Genomic DNA, 20,383 nt, shown 5'->3' on the forward strand with positions numbered 1-20,383 from the left:
CATCCCGGGGCAGCGCACCGCCCCGGGGTCAGCGGGTGTTATTTGGCGAGGTAGGCTTTGACGGCCTCAAGGCCGGGTTTGCCGTCGACGGTGGTAACGCCGGCGAGCCAGGTGTCGAGCACTTGCGGGTTTTTCTGCAGCCAGGCTTTGGCGGCGGCGTCGGGCTTCATCTTGTCGTCCAGGACATTGCCCATCAGCGTGCTTTCCATGTTCAGGGTGAACACCAGGTTTTTCAGCAACTGGCCCACGTTGCTGCATTCCTGGGTGTAACCCTTGCGCACGTTGGTGTAGATGGTGGCTTGGCCGTAGTTGGGGCCGAACGAATCGTCACCGCCGGTCAGGTACTTCATCTTGAAGCGGGTGTTCATCGGGTGCGGTTCCCAGCCGAGGAACACGATGGCCTGGTCGCGCTTGGCGGCACGGTCCACTTGGGACAGCATGCCGGCTTCGCTGGACTCGACCACTTTGAAGCCTGCGTCTTTCAGGCCGAACGCGTTTTTGTCGATCAGGGTCTGGATGGTGCGGTTGCCGTCGTTACCCGGTTCGATCCCGTAGATCTTGCCACCCAGCTCTTCCTTGAATTTGGCGATATCTGCGAAGTCTTTCAGGCCCTTGTTGTACAGCGCCTCGGGCACCGCCAGGGTGTACTTGGCGTTTTCCAGGTTGGCGCGCACGGTTTCCACGGTGCCGGCATCACGGTATGGCTTGATGTCGTTTTCCATGGTCGGCATCCAGTTGCCGAGGAACACGTCCATGTTCTTGCCGTCGGCCAGGGACTTGTAGGTCACGGGTACCGAAATCATCGTGGTTTTGGTCTTGTAGCCCAGGGCCTTGAGGATTTCGCTGGTGGTCGCGGTGGTGACGGTGATGTCGGTCCAGCCGACATCGGAGAAGTTGACGGTCTTGCACTGTTCCGGTTCTGCCGCGTGCGCCAGGACTGGCAGACTCAGCATGGCGGCCAACAACAACGAGGGTGAAGCTTTCATGGGGCTAGACTCCTGTGTTTTTTCTGACGGCATCTGCCGCGCTTTATTCAGTGTTGCGGTTGGAGCGTGCGATGACAGCTCTGGCACGGTGCCTTGCAAACGAGTCGGAACTGATCATGTACCAGTGAAAATCTGACGCCTACAGGGGGCGTCGTATCCAGTACAGGCAGGGTCGTATCCAGTGTTGGTGACGTCGTTTACAGGTTTTTCCCAGGGCAAAACTGCTGTTTTTGCCCGTCTGCACCGTTAAAAACGGCCAAAACAGGCGATCACGCGCAAGCGACGCTGGTGAGCATGGTTACGTCGGTGTGAGACGCCGTGGCAGCGAATAAAACCTTGATGATGCCGCCATCTGGGCGATCTGAGCGTAGCACCTCGTTCAAGCCCGGCCCGTGCTTATCGAGGAGTTTCACGTCAATGGCTATCAGCGTTTTCGACCTGTTCAAGATCGGCATCGGGCCTTCGAGTTCGCACACCGTCGGCCCCATGCGCGCCGCAGCGTTGTTCGTTCAAGCACTGCGTGAACGTGAGTGGTTGGAACGGGTGCGGCGTGTTGAAGTTCAGCTGTACGGTTCGTTGTCGGCCACCGGCATCGGCCATGGCAGCGACACGGCCACCATCATGGGCTTGATGGGCGAATGGCCCGACGCGATCGACCCCTCGCAGATCGCCGGTCGCATCAGCACCCTGCGCGAAACCGACACCCTGCTGCTCGACGGGCGCTTGCCGGTGCCCTTCGTATGGGCCCGGGACATGCGTCTGCTGGACGAAAACCTGCCGTTCCACCCCAACGCTATGACACTGGTGGCGTACGGCGATGACGGTGAGTTGCACCGCGACACTTACTACTCGGTAGGCGGCGGTTTTGTGGTGGATGAAGCTCAGGCGCAAAGCGGTGTGGCGGACATGGACCGCACTGAGTTGCCTTACGATTTTTCCAGCGCCGTTGAGCTGTTGCAGCTGTGCAACACTCACCAGTTGCGCGTCGCTGAGTTGATGATGGCTAATGAAAAGGTGTGGCGTTCCGAAGAAGAAATCCGCAGCGGCCTGATGAAGCTTTGGCACGCCATGCAAGATTGCGTGGAGCAGGGCCTCAAACATGAAGGCATCTTGCCCGGCGGCCTCAACGTACGCCGCCGCGCCGCCAAGTTGCACCGTAGCCTGCAGGAATTGAACAAGCCCAATGTGATCGGCTCAACCTTGAGCGCCATGGAATGGGTCAACCTGTTTGCCCTGGCCGTCAATGAAGAAAACGCCGCCGGTGGGCGCATGGTCACTGCCCCCACCAACGGTGCGGCAGGGATCATCCCGGCGGTGCTGCACTACTTTATGAAGTTCAGCGAAGAGGTCACCGAAGCCAACGTGGTCGACTACCTGCTCGGTGCGGCGGCGGTGGGGATTCTGTGCAAGAAGAACGCCTCCATCTCCGGTGCCGAAGTGGGCTGTCAGGGCGAGGTGGGTTCTGCCTGCGCAATGGCGGCGGCCGGCCTGGCGGAAATCCTCGGCGCCACGCCAGAGCAATTGTGCAACGCCGCCGAAATCGGCCTGGAACACAACCTCGGCCTGACCTGCGACCCAGTGGGCGGGTTGGTGCAGGTGCCGTGCATCGAGCGCAACGCGATTGCAGCGGTCAAGGCGATCAACGCGGCGCAAATGGCCCTGCGCGGCGACGGCCAGCACTTTATTTCCCTGGACCGGGTGATCCGCACCATGCGCGATACCGGTGCGGATATGCATGACAAGTACAAAGAAACGTCGCGGGGTGGGTTGGCGGTAAGCGCGGTCGAGTGTTAAGACCCAGCCGCCTGCATCGGGGGCAAGCCCCCTCCCACTCTTGACCGTGTTCACAAATCAGAATGTGGGAGAGTGGGCAAGCTCCTACCCACCCTTGACTGTGTTTACAAATCAGAATGTGGGAGAGGGCAAGCTCCTGCCCACCCTTGCCTATGTTCACAAACTGGAATGTGGGAAGAGGGCAAGTTCCTTCACAGCCTGTGACTGTGTTCACCAATTTAAATGTGGGAGGGGGCTTGCCCCCGATAGCGGCAGTTCAAACAAAACTGCTCATAAAGTGAACACCAGCATCCCAACGCGCCACCTTTTAGCGCGTCGCAAACAGATAAGTAGCTCACGAACGATTTCCCCTCCGACCACCCGTCCCCCGTGCGTGTGGTGACAGACTTTTCCTACGCGCTGAAAGCGCCTTCCCACAAGTGCTACCGAACTGCTCACACCCCTTGAGGGGCGCCCCTTCTACGCCCTTTCCTGGGCATATTCCGTACTCCACGCAAGGGCTATATAGACGCGTCAGCAGGTCGTTTTCAGGATTTATTGAATAGGTATTCAAGTTTAGGCACGGCAATTGCTCTATCCATTCAAAGCCTCTCACCTTGTCCGGATGAAGAGCGCCATAACAAGAGCCTCGCCTGAGGCCATCACCCGCTTTGTGTGAGGAGATACCGCGATGACGTCGTTCAACTCAGGGGCCCAACCCCAGAACCGTGCGCCTCAATCCATCGGCTTTTTGCTGCTGGACAATTTCACGCTGATTTCCCTGGCGTCCGCAGTGGAACCGCTGCGCATGGCCAACCAGCTGTCCGGCCGTGAGCTGTACCGCTGGACCACACTGAGCGTCGACGGCAATCAGGTCTGGGCCAGCGACGGCTTGCAAATCACCCCTGACGCGGCCATGCACAAAGCCCCGGTGCTGGACACCGTGATCGTGTGCGGCGGCGTGGGCATCCAGCGCACCGTTACCCGTGAACATGTTTCATGGCTGCAAAGCCAAGCGCGCCAGTCCCGTCGCCTCGGCGCGGTGTGCACCGGCAGTTGGGCGCTGGCGTGTGCCGGCCTGCTGGACGGTTTCGATTGCAGCGTGCACTGGGAATGCCTGGCGTCGATGCAGGAAGCCTTCCCCCGCGTGTCCATGAGCACGCGCCTGTTTACCCTCGACCGCAACCGCTTCACCAGTTCCGGCGGCACCGCGCCGTTGGACATGATGCTGCACCTGATCAGCCGCGATCACGGCCGTGAACTGTCGGCGGCGATCTCCGAGATGTTCGTGTACGAACGCATCCGCAACGAACAAGACCACCAGCGCGTTCCGCTCAAGCACATGCTCGGCACCAACCAGCCGAAGCTGCAGGAAATCGTCGCGCTGATGGAAGCCAACCTGGAAGAACCCATCGACCTGGACGAACTGGCGGTCTACGTCGCCGTATCCCGGCGTCAACTGGAGCGGCTGTTCCAGAAGTACCTGCACTGTTCGCCGTCGCGTTACTACCTCAAGTTGCGTCTGATCCGTGCGCGGCAGTTGCTCAAGCAAACACCGATGTCGATCATCGAAGTAGCCTCGGTGTGCGGGTTCGTTTCCACGCCGCACTTCTCCAAGTGCTACCGCGAATACTTCGGCATCCCGCCACGGGATGAGCGCGTCGGCTCCAACACCACCCAGCAGGTGGCGATGATGCCGATTCCGCAGGCGCTGGTGTTGTCACCGTTGTCGGGGCCGATGTCGGCATTGAGCCAGGCGCGCAGTGAGTCGACGTTTGCCAGTGTTAGGCTCTAGACCGAGGCGTCTGTATCGGGGGCATGCCCCCTCCCACATTTTGATTTGTGAACACAGTCAAAGGTGGGAGGGGGCTTGCCCCCGATAGCCATCTGTCAGGCCCCGGAGTTCTGCTTGAACTGCATCAACGCCGGCAACAACTGCTTGTCGATAGCTTGACGCACCGCCGGCAAAATCGTCGCGCTGCCGCCGTACATCCGCTCGACCATGCCCTTGAGCGCCTTGGCCCGTGCTTCGCTCAAACCGCGTACCGCGCACTCACACGCCTGCTCGGCGCTGGCGCCGCTGGATACTTCGAAACCCAGCGAGCGCAACTGGCTCAGCAGGTCATCCTGGTCAATCAAATCCGCGTGCATCATGACGTTTATCCTGGTTAGGGGAGCGGGGATCTGCCTGGATTCTGGTAGCCCCCGGGGCCATCGGCAAGGGCGTGTGGCCCGGATGGCTTAGATGGCTATGAACAGGTCGTTTTCGGGCCACTTGCCGGCTGCACTAATCGGCACACTGGCCTCAGCAAGCAGCTTGAAGGTTTGGTCACCCTCGAAATGCATCGCTCTCACAAGGCCTCCTCTGCCCCGATCCTGTCACGGCTGGATCGGGGCTTTTTTTGCGCTATTTCTTCGGTGGTAAACCGATCACGCGTCCCAGCAGCGCCGGGGGCGGCAGGTCGGCTTGCTCGGTGCGGATGGCCGCGATTTTCTCCAGCGTCGCCTGGGTAAACGGCGCCGCGTGCGGCCCGGCCAGGTCGACGTGCAGCAGCATCTGTTCGTTGCCGGCCAGTGCCTGCTCATCCCCAACCCGATGCAGGCTGTGATACAGGTGCAGGCGCTTGGCGTCATGGGCGATCAGTTGGGTCTGCACTTGTACCTCGGCGCCGAGTTTCACTTCATGCAGGTAGTTCAGGTGCAACTCCAAAGTGAACAGCGAATGGCCGCTGGCTGCGCGGTTTTCACTGTCCAGGCCGAGGGTGTCCATCAACGCGTCGGTGGCGTAGCTGAAGATCAGCAGGTAGAACGCGTCGCGCAGGTGGCCGTTGTAGTCCACCCAATCGGGCTGGATCTGTGTGGTGTAGGTGGTCAGTGCGGGCATTGTCTGCATTCCATTATTCGGCGAAGGTCATGCCGTGCTTGGCTTTGGTGGTTTTCACCGCTTCGAGCACCGCCAGCAGGCAATCATCACGATAGCGCTCCAGCGCCGAAATGCTGTGGGTGCCCAGTTGAGCGCTGGTGCCATCGACCACGTCGTCGATCAACTTATCCGTCAGCTCCGGCGCCGGCAGGTAGGTCCACGGCAACTGCAACGCCGGGCCGAACTGGGCCATGAAGTGGCGCATGCCAGCATCGCCGCCGGCCAGGGTGTAGGTGAGGAAAGTGCCCATGAACGACCAGCGCAAACCAGCGCCAAAACGAATTGCGTCGTCGATTTCGCCAGTGGTTGCCACGCCGTCGTTCACCAGATGCAGCGCCTCGCGCCATAAGGCTTCCAGCAAGCGGTCGGCGATAAAACCGGGGACTTCCTTGCGCACATGCAAGGGGCGCATGCCGAGGGATTCATACACTGTGATCGCCGCCTGCACCGCTTCAGGCGCGGTGTGCTTGCCGCCGACCACTTCCACCAGCGGCAGCAGGTAGACCGGGTTGAAAGGGTGGCCGACCACGCAGCGTTCCGGGTGGGTCGAGCTCTCGTAGAACTCACTCGGCAACAGCCCTGAGGTGCTCGAACCAATCAGCGCATCGGGCTTGGCCGCCGCACTGATCTGGCTATGCAGTTGCAGTTTCAGCTCCAGGCGTTCCGGGGCGCTCTCCTGGATAAAATCAGCGTCTTTTACGCAGTCTTCGATGGTGGTCACAAAGCGCAAGCGGTCCTGGGACGCGCCGGGAGCCAGGCCATTTTTTTCCAGGGCTCCCCAGGCATTGGCCACGCGTTTGCGCAACGCGGCTTCGGCGCCGGGCGCTGGGTCCCAGGCCACCACATCCAGCCCATGGGCCAGGGCACGGGCCACCCAGCCGCTGCCGATAACGCCGCTGCCGAGGGCGGCGAAGGTTTTGATTTCAGTGATAAAGCGCATGGCGACGTCCTAAAGAGTTCAGTGATCCCTTGTGGAAGGGGCGGTGCGACGATTCGACTTGCCGCCGATGACGCTGAGTCAGCGATATCTTCGGTACTGATCCACCGCTATCGGTGGCAAGCCCTCTCCCACATATTTGATGAGGTTTTGGCGGGGGCTAGCCGCGCTTGGTGAGGCCCATCTTGATGCGACCCTCCGCCGGGGTCATGACCCGCGCACCCAGGCGGCTGAGGATTTCGCCGGCGCGTTCGACCAGTTGGCCATTGGTGGCGAGCACGCCTTTGTCCAGCCACAGGTTGTCTTCCAAACCGACTCGCACGTTGCCGCCCAGCAACACCGCCTGTGCGGCCATCGGCATTTGCATGCGGCCGATGCCGAAGCCGGCCCACACTGCACCTGCCGGCAGGTTGTCGACCATGGCCTTCATGGTGGTGGTGTCGGCCGGCGCGCCCCAAGGGATGCCCAGGCACAGTTGGAACAGCGGGTCGTCAAGCAGGCCTTCTTTGATCATCTGCTTGGCGAACCACAGGTGGCCGGTGTCGAAAATTTCCAGCTCGGCCTTTACGCCCAGTTCCTGGATACGTTTGGCGCCGGCACGCAGTTGTGCCGGGGTGGACACGTAAATGGTGTCGCCATCGCCGAAGTTCAGGGTGCCGCAGTCCAGGGTGCAGATTTCCGGCAATAACTCTTCGACATGGGCCAGGCGCGTCAGCGGCCCGACCAGGTCGGTATTGGGGCCGAATTCCATCGGGTTTTCGCCGCTGCCGATCTCCAGGTCGCCGCCCATGCCGGCGGTAAGGTTGACGATGATGTCGATGTCAGCCTCGCGGATGCGCTCCATCACTTCGCGGTACAGGGCCACGTCGCGGCTGAATTTGCCGGTGTCGGGGTCGCGCACATGGCAGTGCACGACGGTAGCGCCGGCCTTGGCGGCTTCTACGGCGGCGGCCGCGATCTGTTTGGGGGTGACCGGCACGTGTGGGCTCTTGGCGGTCGTGTCGCCAGCACCGGTGAGTGCGCAGGTGATGATGACGTCGTGGTTCATGGGGCAGGTTCCTTACAGGCGTGGGATGCCGTTCGCGGTCGGTAATGACCGCGAAACGGTGGTTCGAAAAAGCTTATTTGCTGGTGAGTTGCAGGTTGGCCGCCGCCGGTTTGCCGTCGAAGGTGGTCACACCTTCCAGCCAGCGCGCCTGGTCCTGCGGGTGGTCCTTGAGCCACTGCCGGGCCGATTCCAGGGCGTCTTTGTGGTCAAGCAACGGCTGCATCATGCGGCTCTCATCGGCAGCGGTGAAGGTCAGGTTGGTCAGCAGTTTGTGCACGTTGGGGCACTGTTCGGCGTAGTTTGGCGACGTCACCGTCCATACCGTGGCCATGCCTTCGTTCGGGCCCAGGGCGTCGTCACTGCCGGTGAGGTAGGTCATGGCAATGTTGACGTTCATCGGATGCGGCGCCCAGCCAAAGAACACCACGGCTTCCTTGCGGCGCACCGCGCGGTCGACGGCGGCGAGCATGCCGGCCTCGCTGGATTCCACCAACTGGAACTTGCCGAGGCCGAACTGGTTCTTGGCGATCATCGCCTTGATCTGGGTGTTGGCACCGGAGCCGGGTTCGATGCCGTAGATCTTGCCGCCCAGTTCCTTCTCGAACTTGGCGATGTCGGCAAAGGTTTTCAGGCCTTTCTCGGCCAGGTAGCTCGGCACCGCGAGGGTGGCACGGGCGTCTTCCAGGCTGGGCTTGTCGAGGACTTTGACCTGCTTGGCGTCAACGAATGGGGTGATGGTCTGGGTCATCAACGGGTTCCAGTAGCCGAGGAACAGGTCCAGGCGCTGGTCGCGGATGCCGGCGAAGATGATTTGCTGGGAAGCGCTGGTTTGCTTGGTGGTGTAGCCGAGGCCATCGAGCAGCACTTGGGTCATGGCGCTGGTGGCGATCACATCGGTCCAGTTCACCACGCCCATGCGCACGTTCTTGCAAGAGGCGGCATCGGCCGCGAGAACGCTGGTGCTCAAGATGGCGCTGGCGCTGAGTGCGAACACGCAGCGGCGGATCAGTCGGTTCATGGTGGAGCCCTCGGCAGGTCGTTGTTGTGGTTGCCGGTGTCTTTGTGCACCGTGACGCCACGTTACGCAGCTTGTAGGGCGACAAAACGCACGGCGGCGACCGACTCTTGCACTGCAGCGACCTGACCCCTTGAATCCACCTCTGAACGGGAGTATCACAGTGCCACGCTGGCCGTCCGATGAGAGCGCCACCATGTCCCAGGATGTCTACTTTTTGCTGATGCCGGGTTTCTCGGCGATGGGCTTTATCTCGGCCCTTGAGCCGCTACGGGTGGCCAACCGTTTTCGCGGCGAGCTGTACCGCTGGCATGTACTGAGCGCCGACGGCGGTGCGGTACTGGCGAGCAACGGCATGTCAGTCAACGCCGACGCCGCGTTGGAACCGCTGAAAAAGGGCACCACCCTGCTGGTGGTCGCCGGTTTCGAGCCTCTGCAGTTCGCCACACCCGCACTGGAACAGTGGCTGCGCCGTCTCGATCACGATGGCGTGACGCTGGGCGGTATCGACACCGGCGCTTGTGTGTTGGCCCAAGCCGGTCTGCTCGACGGCCATCGCGTGACCCTGCACTGGGAAGCCATCGACGCCTTCAAGGAGTCCTATCCGCACCTGGCGGTGACCCAGGAACTGTTCGAAATCGACCGCCGCCGCATCACCTGCGCCGGTGGCACCGCCTCCATCGACCTGATGCTCGACCTGATCGCCCAGGCCCACGGCGCCGACCTGGCGATTCAGGTGTCCGAACAGTTCGTGCTCGGCCGCATTCGCCCACGCAAAGACCACCAGCGCATGCAGATCGCCACGCGCTACGGCATCAACAATCAGAAACTGGTGCAAGTGATCGGCGAGATGGAACAGCACACCGAACCGCCCCTGAGCACCCTCGCCTTGGCTGAGGCGATCAAAGTCACCCGGCGCCAGTTGGAGCGCCTGTTCCGCCTGCATCTGAACGACACACCGAGCAATTTCTACCTGGGCCTGCGCCTGGAAAAAGCCCGGCAACTCCTGCGCCAAAGCGGTTTGAGCGTGCTGGAAGTGAGCATTGCCTGCGGGTTTGAATCGCCGTCGTATTTCACGCGTAGTTACCGCGCGCGGTTTGCCAAATGCCCCAGGGAGGATCGGCGACGGGAGCCGGTTTGACGGGCAATTATAGTTGATTATACTCACGGCTATAATTTATAGCCGTTTCAATAATTTGGTATAAGCCATGTCCAAGCTCAGCGGTTTTGTGTTCCGCCGTCCCGCGCTGGCCAGCAGCATTGCCGATGGCCTGGTTGGCGCCGGCCTTCAGGATTTCACCTCTGGCCTGTTCCTCGCCGCGCCACGTCGCACTGGTAAAAGTACGTTCTTGCGCGAAGACCTGATCCCGGAGTGCCAACTGCGCGGTTGGCTCACCGTGTATGTGGATCTGTGGGCCGACAAAGAAAAAGATCCCGCGGAGTTGATCGCCAGCGCCATTGCCGCCGCGCTTGCGCCCTACGAAAAAGGCATTCGCAAGCTGGCCAAGAACCTTGGGATCGAAAGGTTGAGTTTTCTGCGGACCCTGTCCTGGGACTTCAGCAAGCCGCAATTGCCGGTGGGCGCGACCTTGACCCAAGCATTGGAGTTGCTCCACCACGCGGCGGAAAAACCCGTCGTGCTGGTGATCGATGAAGCCCAGCATGCCTTGACCAGCGATTCGGGGATCAACGCCATGTTCGCGCTCAAGGCCGCCCGGGATCAGCTCAACCAAGGGCGTGACGAGGAGGGCAGCGGCCTGCATTTAGTCTTTACCGGTTCCAACCGCGACAAGCTGGCCTATCTGGTGTTGGGGAAAAGCCAGCCGTTTTTTGGCTCCAGCATCACGCCGTTTCCACTGCTGGGCAAAGCCTTCACCCAGGCCTACACCGCACACCTCAACGCGAACCTGGCCCCGACCAACCAATTCAACCCGGCCGATATCGATGAAGCCTTCGAGTTGGTCGGCCGCCGACCCGAGATGCTGCGTACGATCATCGGTGAAGTAGCGCTGGAGTTGGGTGAGGCCAGCAACTTGGGCCAGTTGCTGCACAGTCGCGCCGAACTGCTGCGCGCAGGTGTGTGGACCGAATTCGAAAGCGCCTGGAACGCCCTGACCATCCCGCAACGCGCCGTCTTGCAGGTGATGGTGGAACGCTCGCTGAACAACGAACCTTTCGCGCCGTTTACCGACAGCACCCTCACCGCAGTCAGCAAGGCGTTGGAGGACATGGGCAGTGACGTAGTGCCGGGCACCCAGACCATCCAGGCCTGCATCGATGCCCTGCGCGACAAGGAACTGGTGTGGAAATCGGGTCGGGGCGGGTATGCCCTGGAGGACAAGTCGTTCGGGGATTGGCTGCTGTACAAGCGCCATACCCCCCACTAAAAACAGCACACATCCAATGTGGGAGGGGGCTTGCCCCCGATGACGGACTGTCAGTTGATACCGCTTTGGCTGACCCACCGCTATCGGGGGCAAGCCCCCTCCCACATTGGATTTTTCGGCGGGGCTTATTTCTTCAGCAGTGCCGAGCACGCCGCCTTGAACGCCTCATGCTGATACTTGTTCAGCGTCGCCGGCAGTTCAAAGTTGTGTTTCTTGTTCTGCGCATTGATGGTCTGGGGCGACAGCAGCGTCACCTCCACACCGTCGAGCAACTGAAACACTCCCTCGATCTTGAACGTCGTCGGCCCACCGGCGAATTCACCTTTTTTGCTGCGTTTCTTGATGGCGATGCGGGTGATGGCATTGTCCTGCACAAACGCCTTCACCTGCGCGGCGAAGGCTTTGACATTCGCCGCCTCGTCGTCATCTTCCAGAGCGATTTTTTTGGTGGCCAGGGCGACATGGGTCAGCGCCTGGTTGTCGAGGGAAGCGACTGCGATGATGGCTTCGCTGCCTTTGATTTCGATGCCGCAGAGGGTCATGAATGGCCTTGGTCAGATTAAAAAGTGGCGGCGATTGTCGCTTATTCCTGCTCGATCGACTCCAAAAACTCCGACCGTTCATCACTCATCCGCGCCAGGCAGTCGTTCTGCGCAATCGCGTAGTCCTTGGTGCCGGGCTTGGCGGGGAAAGTGTCCACGGCGCAGTCGGCATCCCGCAGTTTTTCCCACTTCTGCTGGGCGTCCTTCAGACGAGCGGTAATGTCGGCCAGTTGGGTCTTGTTGCTGCCGTAGGTCGAACCCATGCGTTCGAGCAGGCTTTGGTAGTTGTCCTTGAGCAATTGCTCGGCGGTGGTCTTGTTATAGGTGGCGCATTCCAGGGTTTGTTTGTCGTTCTCGATACCGTCGCAGGGCGTGCTGTCGGTGTCTTCGGCTGCGTGGACGCCGGTTGCGATGAGTGCCAAAGCCAGGAAAATCGATTTCATTGCGCCGTCTCATATCAGTGGATGGCCGAATTCTGGCTCAAGCGTAAGACAAAGAACAGCCACCCGTCTGACGCGTCTGCATAGCCTTTGTCGCGGATTGACGCTTTCGGCAATTCCCCTGTCGTTTTTGCACCGGGTCCGTTCAGCCCCTGGGCATATGCTGGCCCCAAAGCGCCGGCAGACGATTCGGCGCATGAATCGCCAATAAGGGGACGCCTGATGAGCCCAGCCGAATTGCACGCCGACAGCATCGTTATCGACGGGCTGATTATTGCCAAGTGGAACCGCGACCTGTTCGAGGACATGCGCAAAGGTGGCCTCACTGCCGCCAACTGCACCGTGTCGGTGTGGGAAGGCTTCCAGGCCACGATCAATAACATCGTGGCCAGCCAGACCCTGATCCGTGAGAACAGCGACCTGGTGATCCCGGTAAAAACCACCGCCGATATCCGCAAAGCCAAAGAACAAGGCAAGACCGGCATCATCTTTGGCTTTCAGAACGCCCATGCGTTCGAAGACCAGCTCGGCTACGTGGAGATCTTCAAGCAGCTCGGCGTGGGCGTGGTGCAGATGTGCTACAACACCCAGAACCTGGTGGGCACCGGGTGCTACGAGCGCGATGGCGGGCTGTCGGGCTTCGGCCGTGAGATCGTCGGCGAGATGAACCGCGTCGGCATCATGTGCGACCTGTCCCACGTCGGCTCCAAGACCAGCGAAGAAGTCATCCTCGAATCGAAAAAGCCGGTGTGCTACTCCCATTGCCTCCCGTCCGGCCTGAAAGAGCACCCGCGCAACAAGTCCGATGAAGAATTGAAGTTCATCGCCGACCATGGCGGTTTCGTCGGCGTGACCATGTTCGCGCCGTTCCTGGCCAAGGGCATCGACTCGACCATCGACGACTACGCCGAAGCCATCGAATACACCATGAACATCGTCGGCGAAGACGCCATTGGCATCGGCACCGACTTCACCCAGGGCCATGGCCAGGATTTCTTTGAAATGCTGACCCACGACAAAGGCTACGCCCGCCGCCTGACCAGCTTCGGCAAGATCATTAACCCGCTGGGCATCCGCACCGTGGGCGAGTTCCCCAACCTCACCGAGACCCTGCTCAAGCGCGGCCACAGCGAGCGCGTGGTGCGCAAGATCATGGGCGAAAACTGGGTCAACGTCCTTAAAGACGTGTGGGGCGAATAAGCCGCCGTTCTCCTCATCCTTAACCCGTCGCCCTCCGCGCGACGGGCATCAACACGAATTTTCTGGAGTTAAGTTTCCATGGCCAAGATCGCCCCGCAATTGCCTATCGAAGTCGACAGCGAAACCGGTGTCTGGACCTCCGACGCCTTGCCGATGCTGTATGTGCCGCGTCATTTCTTCGTCAACAACCACATGGGCATCGAAGAAGTGCTGGGCGCCGAAGCCTATGCCGAGATCCTCTACAAAGCCGGCTACAAATCCGCCTGGCATTGGTGCGAAAAAGAAGCCGAATGCCATGGCCTGGAAGGCGTCGCGGTGTTCGAGCACTACATGAAGCGCCTGTCGCAACGCGGCTGGGGCCTGTTCAAGATCCAAGACATCGACCTCGACAAGGGCACCGCCAGCGTCAAGCTGGAACATTCGGCGTTCGTCTACGTGTACGGCAAGGTCGGGCGCAAGGTCGATTACATGTTCACCGGCTGGTTCGCCGGGGCCATGGATCAGATTCTGCAAGCGCGCGGCAGCAGCCTGCGCACCGTCGCCGAGCAAGTCTACGGCGGCTCCGAAGAAGGCCACGACGACGGCCTGTTCATCGTCAAGCCGTTGTAAGTCGAGGAACCCTGCCATGGCTTTCGAAGCAATGTTCGCGCCGATCCAGATCGGCAAACTGACCATCCGCAACCGCGTGCTCAGCACCGCCCACGCCGAGGTGTACGCCACCGACGGCGGTATGACCACCGACCGCTATGTGAAGTACTACGAAGAGAAAGCCAAGGGCGGCATCGGCCTGGCGATCTGCGGTGGCTCCTCGGTGGTGGCCATCGATAGTCCCCAGGAATGGTGGAGTTCGGTGAACCTGTCCACCGACCGCATCATCCCGCACTTCCAGAACCTGGCCGACGCCATGCACAAGCATGGCGCCAAGATCATGATCCAGATTACCCACATGGGCCGTCGCTCGCGTTGGGACGGCTTTAACTGGCCGACCCTGATGTCGCCGTCCGGTGTGCGCGAGCCGGTGCACCGTGCGACGTGCAAGACCATCGAGCCGGAAGAAATCTGGCGCGTGATCGGCAACTACGCCCAGGCCGCGCGCCGCGCCAAGGCCGGTGGCCTGGACGGCGTGGAACTGTCCGCCGTGCACCAGCACATGATCGACCAGTTCTGGAGCCCACGGGTCAACAAACGTACCGACGAATGGGGCGGCAGCTTCGAAGGCCGCATGAAGTTCGGCCTGGAAGTGTTGAAAGCCGTGCGCGCCGAAGTGGGTGACGACTTCTGTGTGGGCATGCGCCTGTGTGGCGACGAGTTCCACCCGGACGGTTTGTCCCACGAAGACATGAAGCATATCGCCAAGTACTACGACGACACTGGCATGCTGGATTTCATCGGCGTGGTGGGTTCGGGTTGCGACACCCACAACACCCTGGCCAACGTGATCCCCAACATGAGCTACCCGCCGGAGCCGTTTTTGCATTTGGCCGCCGGGATCAAGGAAGTGGTCAAGGTGCCGGTGCTGCACGCGCAGAACATCAAGGACCCCAACCAGGCCACGCGCATCCTCGAAGGCGGCTATGTGGACATGGTCGGCATGACCCGTGCGCACATCGCCGATCCGCACCTGATCGCCAAGATCAAGATGGGCCAGATCGACCAGATCAAGCAGTGCGTCGGCGCCAACTACTGCATCGACCGCCAGTACCAGGGCCTGGATGTGCTGTGCATCCAGAACGCCGCGACCTCCCGTGAATACATGGGCGTGCCGCACATCATCGAGAAATCCACCGGGCCGAAACGCAAGGTGGTGGTGGTCGGTGCCGGCCCGGCCGGGATGGAAGCGGCGCGCGTAGCCGCCGAACGTGGCCACGACGTAACCCTGTTGGAGAAAAAAGAGTTTATCGGTGGGCAGATCACCACGGCTTCCAAAGCCCCGCAGCGCGATCAGATCGCCGGTATCACCCGCTGGTACCAACTGGAGTTGGCGCGCCTGAAAGTCGACCTGCGCCTGGGCGTGGCCGCCGATGCCGACACCATCCTGGACCTGCGTCCAGACGTGGTAGTGCTGGCCGTCGGCGGTCATCCGTACATCGAGCAGAACGAACATTGGGGCGCCGCCGAAGGCTTGGTGGTCAGCAGTTGGGATGTGCTCGACGGCAAAGTCGCGCCGGGTAAGAACGTGCTGGTGTACGACACCATCTGCGAATTCACCGGTATGTCGGTGGCGGATTTCCTCGCGGACAAAGGCAGCCAGGTGGAAATCGTCACCGACGACATCAAGCCTGGCGTGGCCATCGGCGGTACGTCGTTCCCGACTTACTACCGCAGCATGTACCCCAAGGAAGTGATCATGACCGGCGACATGATGCTGGAAAAGGTCTACCGCGAGGGCGACAAGCTGGTGGCGGTGCTGGAGAACGAATACACCGGCGCCAAAGAGGAGCGGGTGGTCGATCAGGTGGTGGTCGAGAACGGCGTGCGTCCGGACGAAGCCATTTACTACGGGCTCAAGGAAGGTTCGCGCAACAAAGGCCAGATCGACGTGGAAGCCTTGTTCGCGATCAAACCGCAACCGTGCCTGAGCGAAGCGGGCGAGGGCTACTTGCTGTTCCGCATCGGTGACTGTGTGGCCCAGCGTAATACCCACGCTGCCATCTACGACGCCCTGCGCTTGTGCAAAGACTTTTGATGAGGTGAACGCGGTCAAATGTGGGAGGGGGCTTGCCCCCGATAGCGGTGGTTCAGCGACAACTGTACCAACTGACAGTCCGCCATCGGGAGCAAGCCCCCTCCCACATTCGGGCCAGTTTCACAGTAGACCTGTGCGGTCTGTGGGAGCTTCACCATGTTGAACACCTTGCTGCCTATTCTCTTGTTTGCCGCCCTCGGCCTCGCCGTCCTCGGCGCCCTGCGCCGGGTAAACATGTGGCGCCGTGGCCGCGCGTCCAAGGTCGACCTGCTGGGCGGCCTGCTGGCCATGCCCAAGCGCTACATGGTCGACCTGCACCATGTGGTCGCCCGCGACAAATACATCGCCAACACCCACGTCGCCACGGCGCTGGGCTTTGTGCTGTCGGCGCTGCTGGCGATCCTGGTGCACGGCTTCGGCCTGCAGAACCGGATCCTCGGCTACGCCTTGCTGCTGGCGTCGGTGCTGATGTTTGTCGGCGCCACCTTCGTGTACCTGCGTCGGCGCAACCCGCCGTCGCGCCTGTCCAAAGGCCCGTGGATGCGCTTGCCGAAAAGCCTGATGGCGTTCTCGGTGAGTTTCTTCCTGGTGACCCTGCCGGTGGCGGGCATCCTGCCCGCGGACTTTGGCGGTTGGCTGCTGGCCGCGCTGCTCAGCGTGGGCGTGCTGTGGGGCGTGAGCGAGATGTTCTTCGGCATGACCTGGGGCGGCCCGATGAAACACGCCTTCGCCGGTGCCCTGCACCTGGCCTGGCACCGCCGCGCCGAGCGCTTCGGCGGCGGCCGTTCCACCGGGTTGAAACCGTTGGACCTGAGCGATAAAGCCGCGCCCCTGGGCGTGGAAAAGCCCAAGGATTTCACCTGGAACCAACTGCTCGGTTTCGACGCCTGCGTGCAGTGCGGCAAGTGTGAGGCCGCGTGCCCGGCGTTCGCCGCCGGCCAGCCGCTGAACCCGAAAAAGCTGATCCAGGACATGGTGGTCGGCCTGGCGGGCGGCACCGATGCCAAGTTCGCCGGCAGCCCATATCCGGGCAAAGCCATTGGCGAGCACGGCGGCAATCCGCATCAGCCGATCGTCAACGGCCTGGTGGACGCCGAGACCCTATGGTCCTGCACCACCTGCCGCGCCTGCGTGGAAGAGTGCCCGATGATGATCGAGCATGTGGACGCCATCGTCGACATGCGCCGCCACCTCACCCTGGAAAAAGGCGCGACGCCGAATAAGGGCGCCGAAGTCCTGGAGAATTTGATCGCCACCGACAACCCCGGCGGCTTCGCTCCGGGCGGTCGCCTGAACTGGGCGGCGGACTTGAACCTGCCATTGCTCAGCGAAAAAGGCAGCACCGACGTGCTGTTCTGGGTCGGCGACGGCGCTTTCGACATGCGCAACCAACGTACCCTGCGTGCATTCGTCAAAGTGCTGAAAGCGGCCAAGGTCGACTTCGCCGTGCTGGGCCTCGAAGAACGCGACAGCGGCGACGTGGCGCGGCGCCTGGGCGATGAAGCGACCTTCCAACTGCTGGCCTCGCGCAATATCCAGACCCTGGCCAAGTACAGTTTCAAACGCATCGTCACCTGTGACCCCCACAGCTTCCATGTGCTGAAAAACGAGTACGGCGCCTTCAACGGCAACTACCGCGTGCAACACCACAGCACCTTCATGGCCGAGCTGATTGGCGAAGGCGCTCTGAACCTGGGCCAGCACAAAGGCGACAGCGTGACCTACCACGACCCGTGCTACCTGGGCCGTTACAACGGTGAGTACGAAGCGCCGCGCCAAGTGCTGCGGGCGTTGGGTATCGAGGTCAAGGAGATGCAGCGGTCCGGTTTCCGCTCACGGTGCTGCGGCGGCGGTGGCGGTGCGCCGATCACTGACATTCCCGGCAAGCAACGGATCCCGGATATGCGCATGGAAGACATCCGCGAAACCGGCGCCGAGCTGGTGGCCGTTGGCTGCCCGCAATGCACCGCGATGCTCGAAGGGGTGGTCGAACCGCGCCCATTGATCAAGGACATCGCCGAACTGGTGGCCGACGCCTTGCTTGAGGAGGCTCAACCGGCCAAGTCACCGACCAAGCGTGAACCTGCGGAGGTGCACTGATGAGCGACATAATCCGCCGCGACCCACGGGCCGAATGGATCGCCCGTAACCGCCTGCACCCGCTGCATGCGGCGATGCAGCCGGTGCAGCACAGCTGGATGGGGCCCAATGGCGTCATCCGCAAGAACGTGCATGGCATCGGTTTTATCGGCCCCAACGGCATCAAACGCATTGACCGCAGCGGCGCCCAGCAAGGTGGCGCCAGTAAACGTACCGCAGCCGCCGAAGTGCAATTGCCGCTGCATCAAGTCGCTGCGCCGGCGTTCTACATCAACGTGGTGCCGGACATGGTCGGTGGCCGCCTGAGTAGCCATGACCGCGACCTGCTTGGCCTGGCTCGGCAGCTGGCCGGCGGCGACGGCGCGGTGTTGGCGGTGGTGTTTGGCGAACACAAGGAAAGTGCGTTTGCCACGGCCGGCGTTGATCGCCTGCTGGTGCTCGACGGCGCCGAGTTCGACGGCTATTCGCCGGAACAACGGGTGCAAGGTCTGCGGGCTGTGGATAACCAATTCAATCCACGCCACTGGCTGCTGCCTGACAGCCGCAGCGGTGGCGGCGAGCTGGGCCGGCGTTTTGCCGCCAGCCTCAAGGAGCGCCCGGCCACGCGGGTGTGGCAGATCAAAGACAACACCTGCACCGGCCGCGCCGGTGCGGGCCAAGAGGATTTGGCGCGGCCGCTGCCACGCCTGATTCTGGCCGCCGCCGAATGTGCCGACCCGGTCAGCGAAACCCGCCATGAAGTGTTGCCCGTGGAGTTATCCACAACCCTGGCGCGCAGCTTGCCGCGTATCGAGGATCTCGGCGCGGTGGCGGTGGACCCGGCGGCCATTCCCATGGCCGAAGCGGAATTTATTTTCTCCGGCGGCAACGGCGTGAAGGACTGGGCCCTGTTCCACCAGACCGCCGCCGCACTGGGCGCCACCGAAGGCGCCTCGCGGGTGGCGGTGGACGATGGCTTTATGGCGCGTGATCGCCAGGTCGGCGCCAGCGGCACCTGGGTCACCGCGCGGGTGTATGTGGCCGTGGGGATTTCCGGGGCGATCCAACACCTGCAAGGCATCGGTGCCTGCGACAAGGTGGTGGCGATCAACCTCGACCCGGGTTGCGACATGATCAAGCGGGCCGACCTGTCGGTGATCGGCGAAAGCGCCGCGATACTGCACGCCTTGATCGATGCGGTCGAGGCCTACCGCAACGGCGCCAAGCGCGACGCGGCTTGAGGATATGAGCATGAGCACGAATGTAATCAGCCTGGTGTCCATCGGCGCCCACCCGACTTCCGGTCGCCCGCGCCGCGCCGAGCAGGACGCCCGCGCGGTCGAGCTGGGTTTGCAGCTGGCTGGGGATAAGTTGCAGGTGCTGCATGCCGGCAACATCGCCGAGCCGACCCTGCGCAGCTATCTGGGCATGGGTTTGCCGCAACTGCATGTGCTGGAGCAACCGGCCACCGCCGACGCACTGCCGGTACTCAGCGAGTACCTGCGTGATGCCGGAGCCCAGGTGGTGCTTACCGGCAGCCAGGCGGAAACCGGCGAAGGCTCGGGAATGCTGCCGTTTTTGCTCGCCGAGCAATTGGGTTGGCCGCTGATTGTGGGGCTGGCACAGGTGGAGTCCATCGACGGCGGCGTGGCCCATGTGCTGCAAGCCTTGCCTCGGGGCCAGCGGCGGCGCTTGAAGGTGCGTCTGCCGTTTCTGGCCACGGTGGACAATGCCGCGCCCAAACCACGACAGAGCGCCTATGGCCCGGGCCAGCGCGGGGAACTGGCGGCCCATGAGGTCGAGGTCGAAGACGATGCGCTGTTGGTGGGCGCCACCCTGCAACCGGCCAAGCCCCGACCCAAGCGGCTCAAGGTGATCAAGGCCAAGAGCGGCGCCGACCGCATGAAAGCGGCCACGGCCAAGGCCAGTGGCGGCGGTGGGCAGGTACTCAAAGGCGTCAGCGCTGAAGAAGGCGCCCAAGCCATCCTCAAGTTGCTGATCGAGGAAGGCGTCGTACGCTGACCCACCCGTACTGCAAAACCAATGTGGAAGGGGGGCTTGCCCCCGATTGCCGTGTGTCAGCCTGAGTATTTTTAACTGAACCACCGCTATCGGGAGCAAGCCCCCTCCCACAGTTTGATCTTCTTCAAGGTCTGAGATTAAAGGGCGGCTGGCTCGGGCTTCGGCACCAGATCCGGTAACCCGGCCCAAGCGGCTCAAGGTGATCAATGTGGGAGGGGGCTTGCCCCCGATTGCCGTGTGTCAGGCTCAGTATTTTTAACTGAATCACTGAAGTGCGCCCCAAAAGTTGGACACCTATCCAACTCTTGGGGCTTTTTCATGAGCAAGTACACGACGCAGTTCAAG

18 protein-coding genes are annotated in these 20,383 nt (G+C 61.8%); 10 read left to right on the top strand and 8 right to left on the bottom strand.

Going from position 1 to position 20,383, the window contains the following annotated elements:
- Window positions 1-38 precede the first annotated feature (38 nt).
- Window positions 39-986, bottom strand: a complete 948-nt coding sequence (locus ACFZPT_RS02910) for a choline ABC transporter substrate-binding protein (RefSeq protein WP_034101195.1) — start codon at window positions 984-986, stop codon at window positions 39-41.
- 417 nt (window positions 987-1,403) lie between these two features.
- Between ACFZPT_RS02910 and ACFZPT_RS02915 the strand changes: the two genes are divergently transcribed.
- Together ACFZPT_RS02915 and ACFZPT_RS02920 are read left to right on the top strand one after the other, a co-directional pair.
- Window positions 1,404-2,780, top strand: coding sequence for an L-serine ammonia-lyase (locus tag ACFZPT_RS02915; protein ID WP_034101194.1), 1,377 nt, complete (start codon window positions 1,404-1,406; stop codon window positions 2,778-2,780).
- A 670-nt stretch (window positions 2,781-3,450) separates the two neighbouring features.
- Window positions 3,451-4,554 (top strand): GlxA family transcriptional regulator, encoded by a 1,104-nt coding sequence (locus ACFZPT_RS02920; protein ID WP_034101193.1) that lies wholly within the window; start codon window positions 3,451-3,453, stop codon window positions 4,552-4,554.
- Between the two features lie 95 nt (window positions 4,555-4,649).
- Here the strand turns inward: ACFZPT_RS02920 and ACFZPT_RS02925 are convergent, their stop codons facing one another.
- The 5 genes from ACFZPT_RS02925 to ACFZPT_RS02945 all read right to left on the bottom strand — a co-directional run bounded on the left by ACFZPT_RS02925 (window position 4,650) and on the right by ACFZPT_RS02945 (window position 8,685).
- Window positions 4,650-4,913 carry a hypothetical protein gene (locus ACFZPT_RS02925; protein ID WP_034101191.1) on the bottom strand — a complete coding sequence of 88 codons (264 nt, stop codon included), beginning with the start codon at window positions 4,911-4,913 and terminating at the stop codon, window positions 4,650-4,652.
- A 253-nt stretch (window positions 4,914-5,166) separates the two neighbouring features.
- Window positions 5,167-5,643 carry a thioesterase family protein gene (locus ACFZPT_RS02930; RefSeq protein WP_034101189.1) on the bottom strand — a complete coding sequence of 159 codons (477 nt, stop codon included), beginning with the start codon at window positions 5,641-5,643 and terminating at the stop codon, window positions 5,167-5,169.
- A gap of 13 nt (window positions 5,644-5,656) precedes the next feature.
- Window positions 5,657-6,622: an L-carnitine dehydrogenase gene (locus ACFZPT_RS02935; protein ID WP_034101188.1), complete on the bottom strand. Its 966-nt coding sequence runs from the start codon at window positions 6,620-6,622 to the stop codon at window positions 5,657-5,659.
- Window positions 6,623-6,779: 157 nt separating this feature from the next.
- Window positions 6,780-7,667 (bottom strand): 3-keto-5-aminohexanoate cleavage protein, encoded by an 888-nt coding sequence (locus ACFZPT_RS02940; RefSeq protein WP_034115323.1) that lies wholly within the window; start codon window positions 7,665-7,667, stop codon window positions 6,780-6,782.
- Window positions 7,668-7,740: 73 nt separating this feature from the next.
- Window positions 7,741-8,685, bottom strand: coding sequence for a choline ABC transporter substrate-binding protein (locus tag ACFZPT_RS02945; RefSeq protein ID WP_034101185.1), 945 nt, complete (start codon window positions 8,683-8,685; stop codon window positions 7,741-7,743).
- A gap of 193 nt (window positions 8,686-8,878) precedes the next feature.
- Between ACFZPT_RS02945 and ACFZPT_RS02950 the strand changes: the two genes are divergently transcribed.
- Complete coding sequence (locus tag ACFZPT_RS02950) at window positions 8,879-9,823, top strand: GlxA family transcriptional regulator (RefSeq protein ID WP_034115322.1); 945 nt, start codon at window positions 8,879-8,881, stop codon at window positions 9,821-9,823.
- Between the two features lie 67 nt (window positions 9,824-9,890).
- Entirely contained in the window at window positions 9,891-11,069 is a 1,179-nt protein-coding gene (locus tag ACFZPT_RS02955) for an AAA family ATPase (RefSeq protein ID WP_034101183.1), read from the top strand.
- Window positions 11,070-11,194: 125 nt separating this feature from the next.
- Here the strand turns inward: ACFZPT_RS02955 and ACFZPT_RS02960 are convergent, their stop codons facing one another.
- A complete protein-coding gene (locus ACFZPT_RS02960) occupies window positions 11,195-11,611 on the bottom strand; it encodes a DUF3010 family protein (RefSeq protein ID WP_034101182.1) in 417 nt (138 codons plus the stop codon).
- A gap of 41 nt (window positions 11,612-11,652) precedes the next feature.
- On the bottom strand, window positions 11,653-12,054 hold the full coding sequence (locus ACFZPT_RS02965; RefSeq protein WP_034115321.1) for a lysozyme inhibitor LprI family protein: 402 nt from the start codon (window positions 12,052-12,054) through the stop codon (window positions 11,653-11,655).
- Between the two features lie 219 nt (window positions 12,055-12,273).
- On the opposite strand from ACFZPT_RS02965, the gene ACFZPT_RS02970 reads away from it, so the two are divergent.
- The 6 genes from ACFZPT_RS02970 (at window position 12,274) to ACFZPT_RS02995 (ending at window position 20,038) form a co-directional block, all read left to right on the top strand.
- Complete coding sequence (locus tag ACFZPT_RS02970; RefSeq protein WP_015373138.1) at window positions 12,274-13,251, top strand: dipeptidase; 978 nt, start codon at window positions 12,274-12,276, stop codon at window positions 13,249-13,251.
- A gap of 78 nt (window positions 13,252-13,329) precedes the next feature.
- On the top strand, window positions 13,330-13,860 hold the full coding sequence (locus tag ACFZPT_RS02975; protein WP_034101179.1) for a 4-vinyl reductase: 531 nt from the start codon (window positions 13,330-13,332) through the stop codon (window positions 13,858-13,860).
- 16 nt (window positions 13,861-13,876) lie between these two features.
- On the top strand, window positions 13,877-15,937 hold the full coding sequence (dgcA, locus tag ACFZPT_RS02980; RefSeq protein WP_034115320.1) for a dimethylglycine demethylation protein DgcA: 2,061 nt from the start codon (window positions 13,877-13,879) through the stop codon (window positions 15,935-15,937).
- A gap of 156 nt (window positions 15,938-16,093) precedes the next feature.
- Window positions 16,094-18,037 (top strand): dimethylglycine demethylation protein DgcB, encoded by a 1,944-nt coding sequence (dgcB, locus tag ACFZPT_RS02985; RefSeq protein WP_034115319.1) that lies wholly within the window; start codon window positions 16,094-16,096, stop codon window positions 18,035-18,037.
- Window positions 18,037-19,257: an electron transfer flavoprotein subunit alpha/FixB family protein gene (locus ACFZPT_RS02990; RefSeq protein WP_034115318.1), complete on the top strand. Its 1,221-nt coding sequence runs from the start codon at window positions 18,037-18,039 to the stop codon at window positions 19,255-19,257. Before dgcB ends, ACFZPT_RS02990 begins: the two co-directional genes overlap by 1 nt.
- Window positions 19,258-19,267: 10 nt before the next feature.
- Complete coding sequence (locus tag ACFZPT_RS02995; RefSeq protein WP_034101173.1) at window positions 19,268-20,038, top strand: electron transfer flavoprotein subunit beta; 771 nt, start codon at window positions 19,268-19,270, stop codon at window positions 20,036-20,038.
- Window positions 20,039-20,383: the final 345 nt, after the last annotated feature.

The organism is Pseudomonas sp. MD330_10, from assembly GCF_042610415.1.
GTDB lineage: Bacteria > Pseudomonadota > Gammaproteobacteria > Pseudomonadales > Pseudomonadaceae > Aquipseudomonas > Aquipseudomonas rhodesiae.

Coding starts and splice junctions, on each gene's coding strand:
- ACFZPT_RS02910 (WP_034101195.1), bottom strand. CDS start 986: ATGAAAGCTTCACCCTCGTTGTTGTTGGCCGCCATGCTGAGTCTGCCA.
- ACFZPT_RS02915 (WP_034101194.1), top strand. CDS start 1,404: ATGGCTATCAGCGTTTTCGACCTGTTCAAGATCGGCATCGGGCCTTCG.
- ACFZPT_RS02920 (WP_034101193.1), top strand. CDS start 3,451: ATGACGTCGTTCAACTCAGGGGCCCAACCCCAGAACCGTGCGCCTCAA.
- ACFZPT_RS02925 (WP_034101191.1), bottom strand. CDS start 4,913: ATGATGCACGCGGATTTGATTGACCAGGATGACCTGCTGAGCCAGTTG.
- ACFZPT_RS02930 (WP_034101189.1), bottom strand. CDS start 5,643: ATGCCCGCACTGACCACCTACACCACACAGATCCAGCCCGATTGGGTG.
- ACFZPT_RS02935 (WP_034101188.1), bottom strand. CDS start 6,622: ATGCGCTTTATCACTGAAATCAAAACCTTCGCCGCCCTCGGCAGCGGC.
- ACFZPT_RS02940 (WP_034115323.1), bottom strand. CDS start 7,667: ATGAACCACGACGTCATCATCACCTGCGCACTCACCGGTGCTGGCGAC.
- ACFZPT_RS02945 (WP_034101185.1), bottom strand. CDS start 8,685: ATGAACCGACTGATCCGCCGCTGCGTGTTCGCACTCAGCGCCAGCGCC.
- ACFZPT_RS02950 (WP_034115322.1), top strand. CDS start 8,879: ATGTCCCAGGATGTCTACTTTTTGCTGATGCCGGGTTTCTCGGCGATG.
- ACFZPT_RS02955 (WP_034101183.1), top strand. CDS start 9,891: ATGTCCAAGCTCAGCGGTTTTGTGTTCCGCCGTCCCGCGCTGGCCAGC.
- ACFZPT_RS02960 (WP_034101182.1), bottom strand. CDS start 11,611: ATGACCCTCTGCGGCATCGAAATCAAAGGCAGCGAAGCCATCATCGCA.
- ACFZPT_RS02965 (WP_034115321.1), bottom strand. CDS start 12,054: ATGAAATCGATTTTCCTGGCTTTGGCACTCATCGCAACCGGCGTCCAC.
- ACFZPT_RS02970 (WP_015373138.1), top strand. CDS start 12,274: ATGAGCCCAGCCGAATTGCACGCCGACAGCATCGTTATCGACGGGCTG.
- ACFZPT_RS02975 (WP_034101179.1), top strand. CDS start 13,330: ATGGCCAAGATCGCCCCGCAATTGCCTATCGAAGTCGACAGCGAAACC.
- dgcA (WP_034115320.1), top strand. CDS start 13,877: ATGGCTTTCGAAGCAATGTTCGCGCCGATCCAGATCGGCAAACTGACC.
- dgcB (WP_034115319.1), top strand. CDS start 16,094: ATGTTGAACACCTTGCTGCCTATTCTCTTGTTTGCCGCCCTCGGCCTC.
- ACFZPT_RS02990 (WP_034115318.1), top strand. CDS start 18,037: ATGAGCGACATAATCCGCCGCGACCCACGGGCCGAATGGATCGCCCGT.
- ACFZPT_RS02995 (WP_034101173.1), top strand. CDS start 19,268: ATGAGCACGAATGTAATCAGCCTGGTGTCCATCGGCGCCCACCCGACT.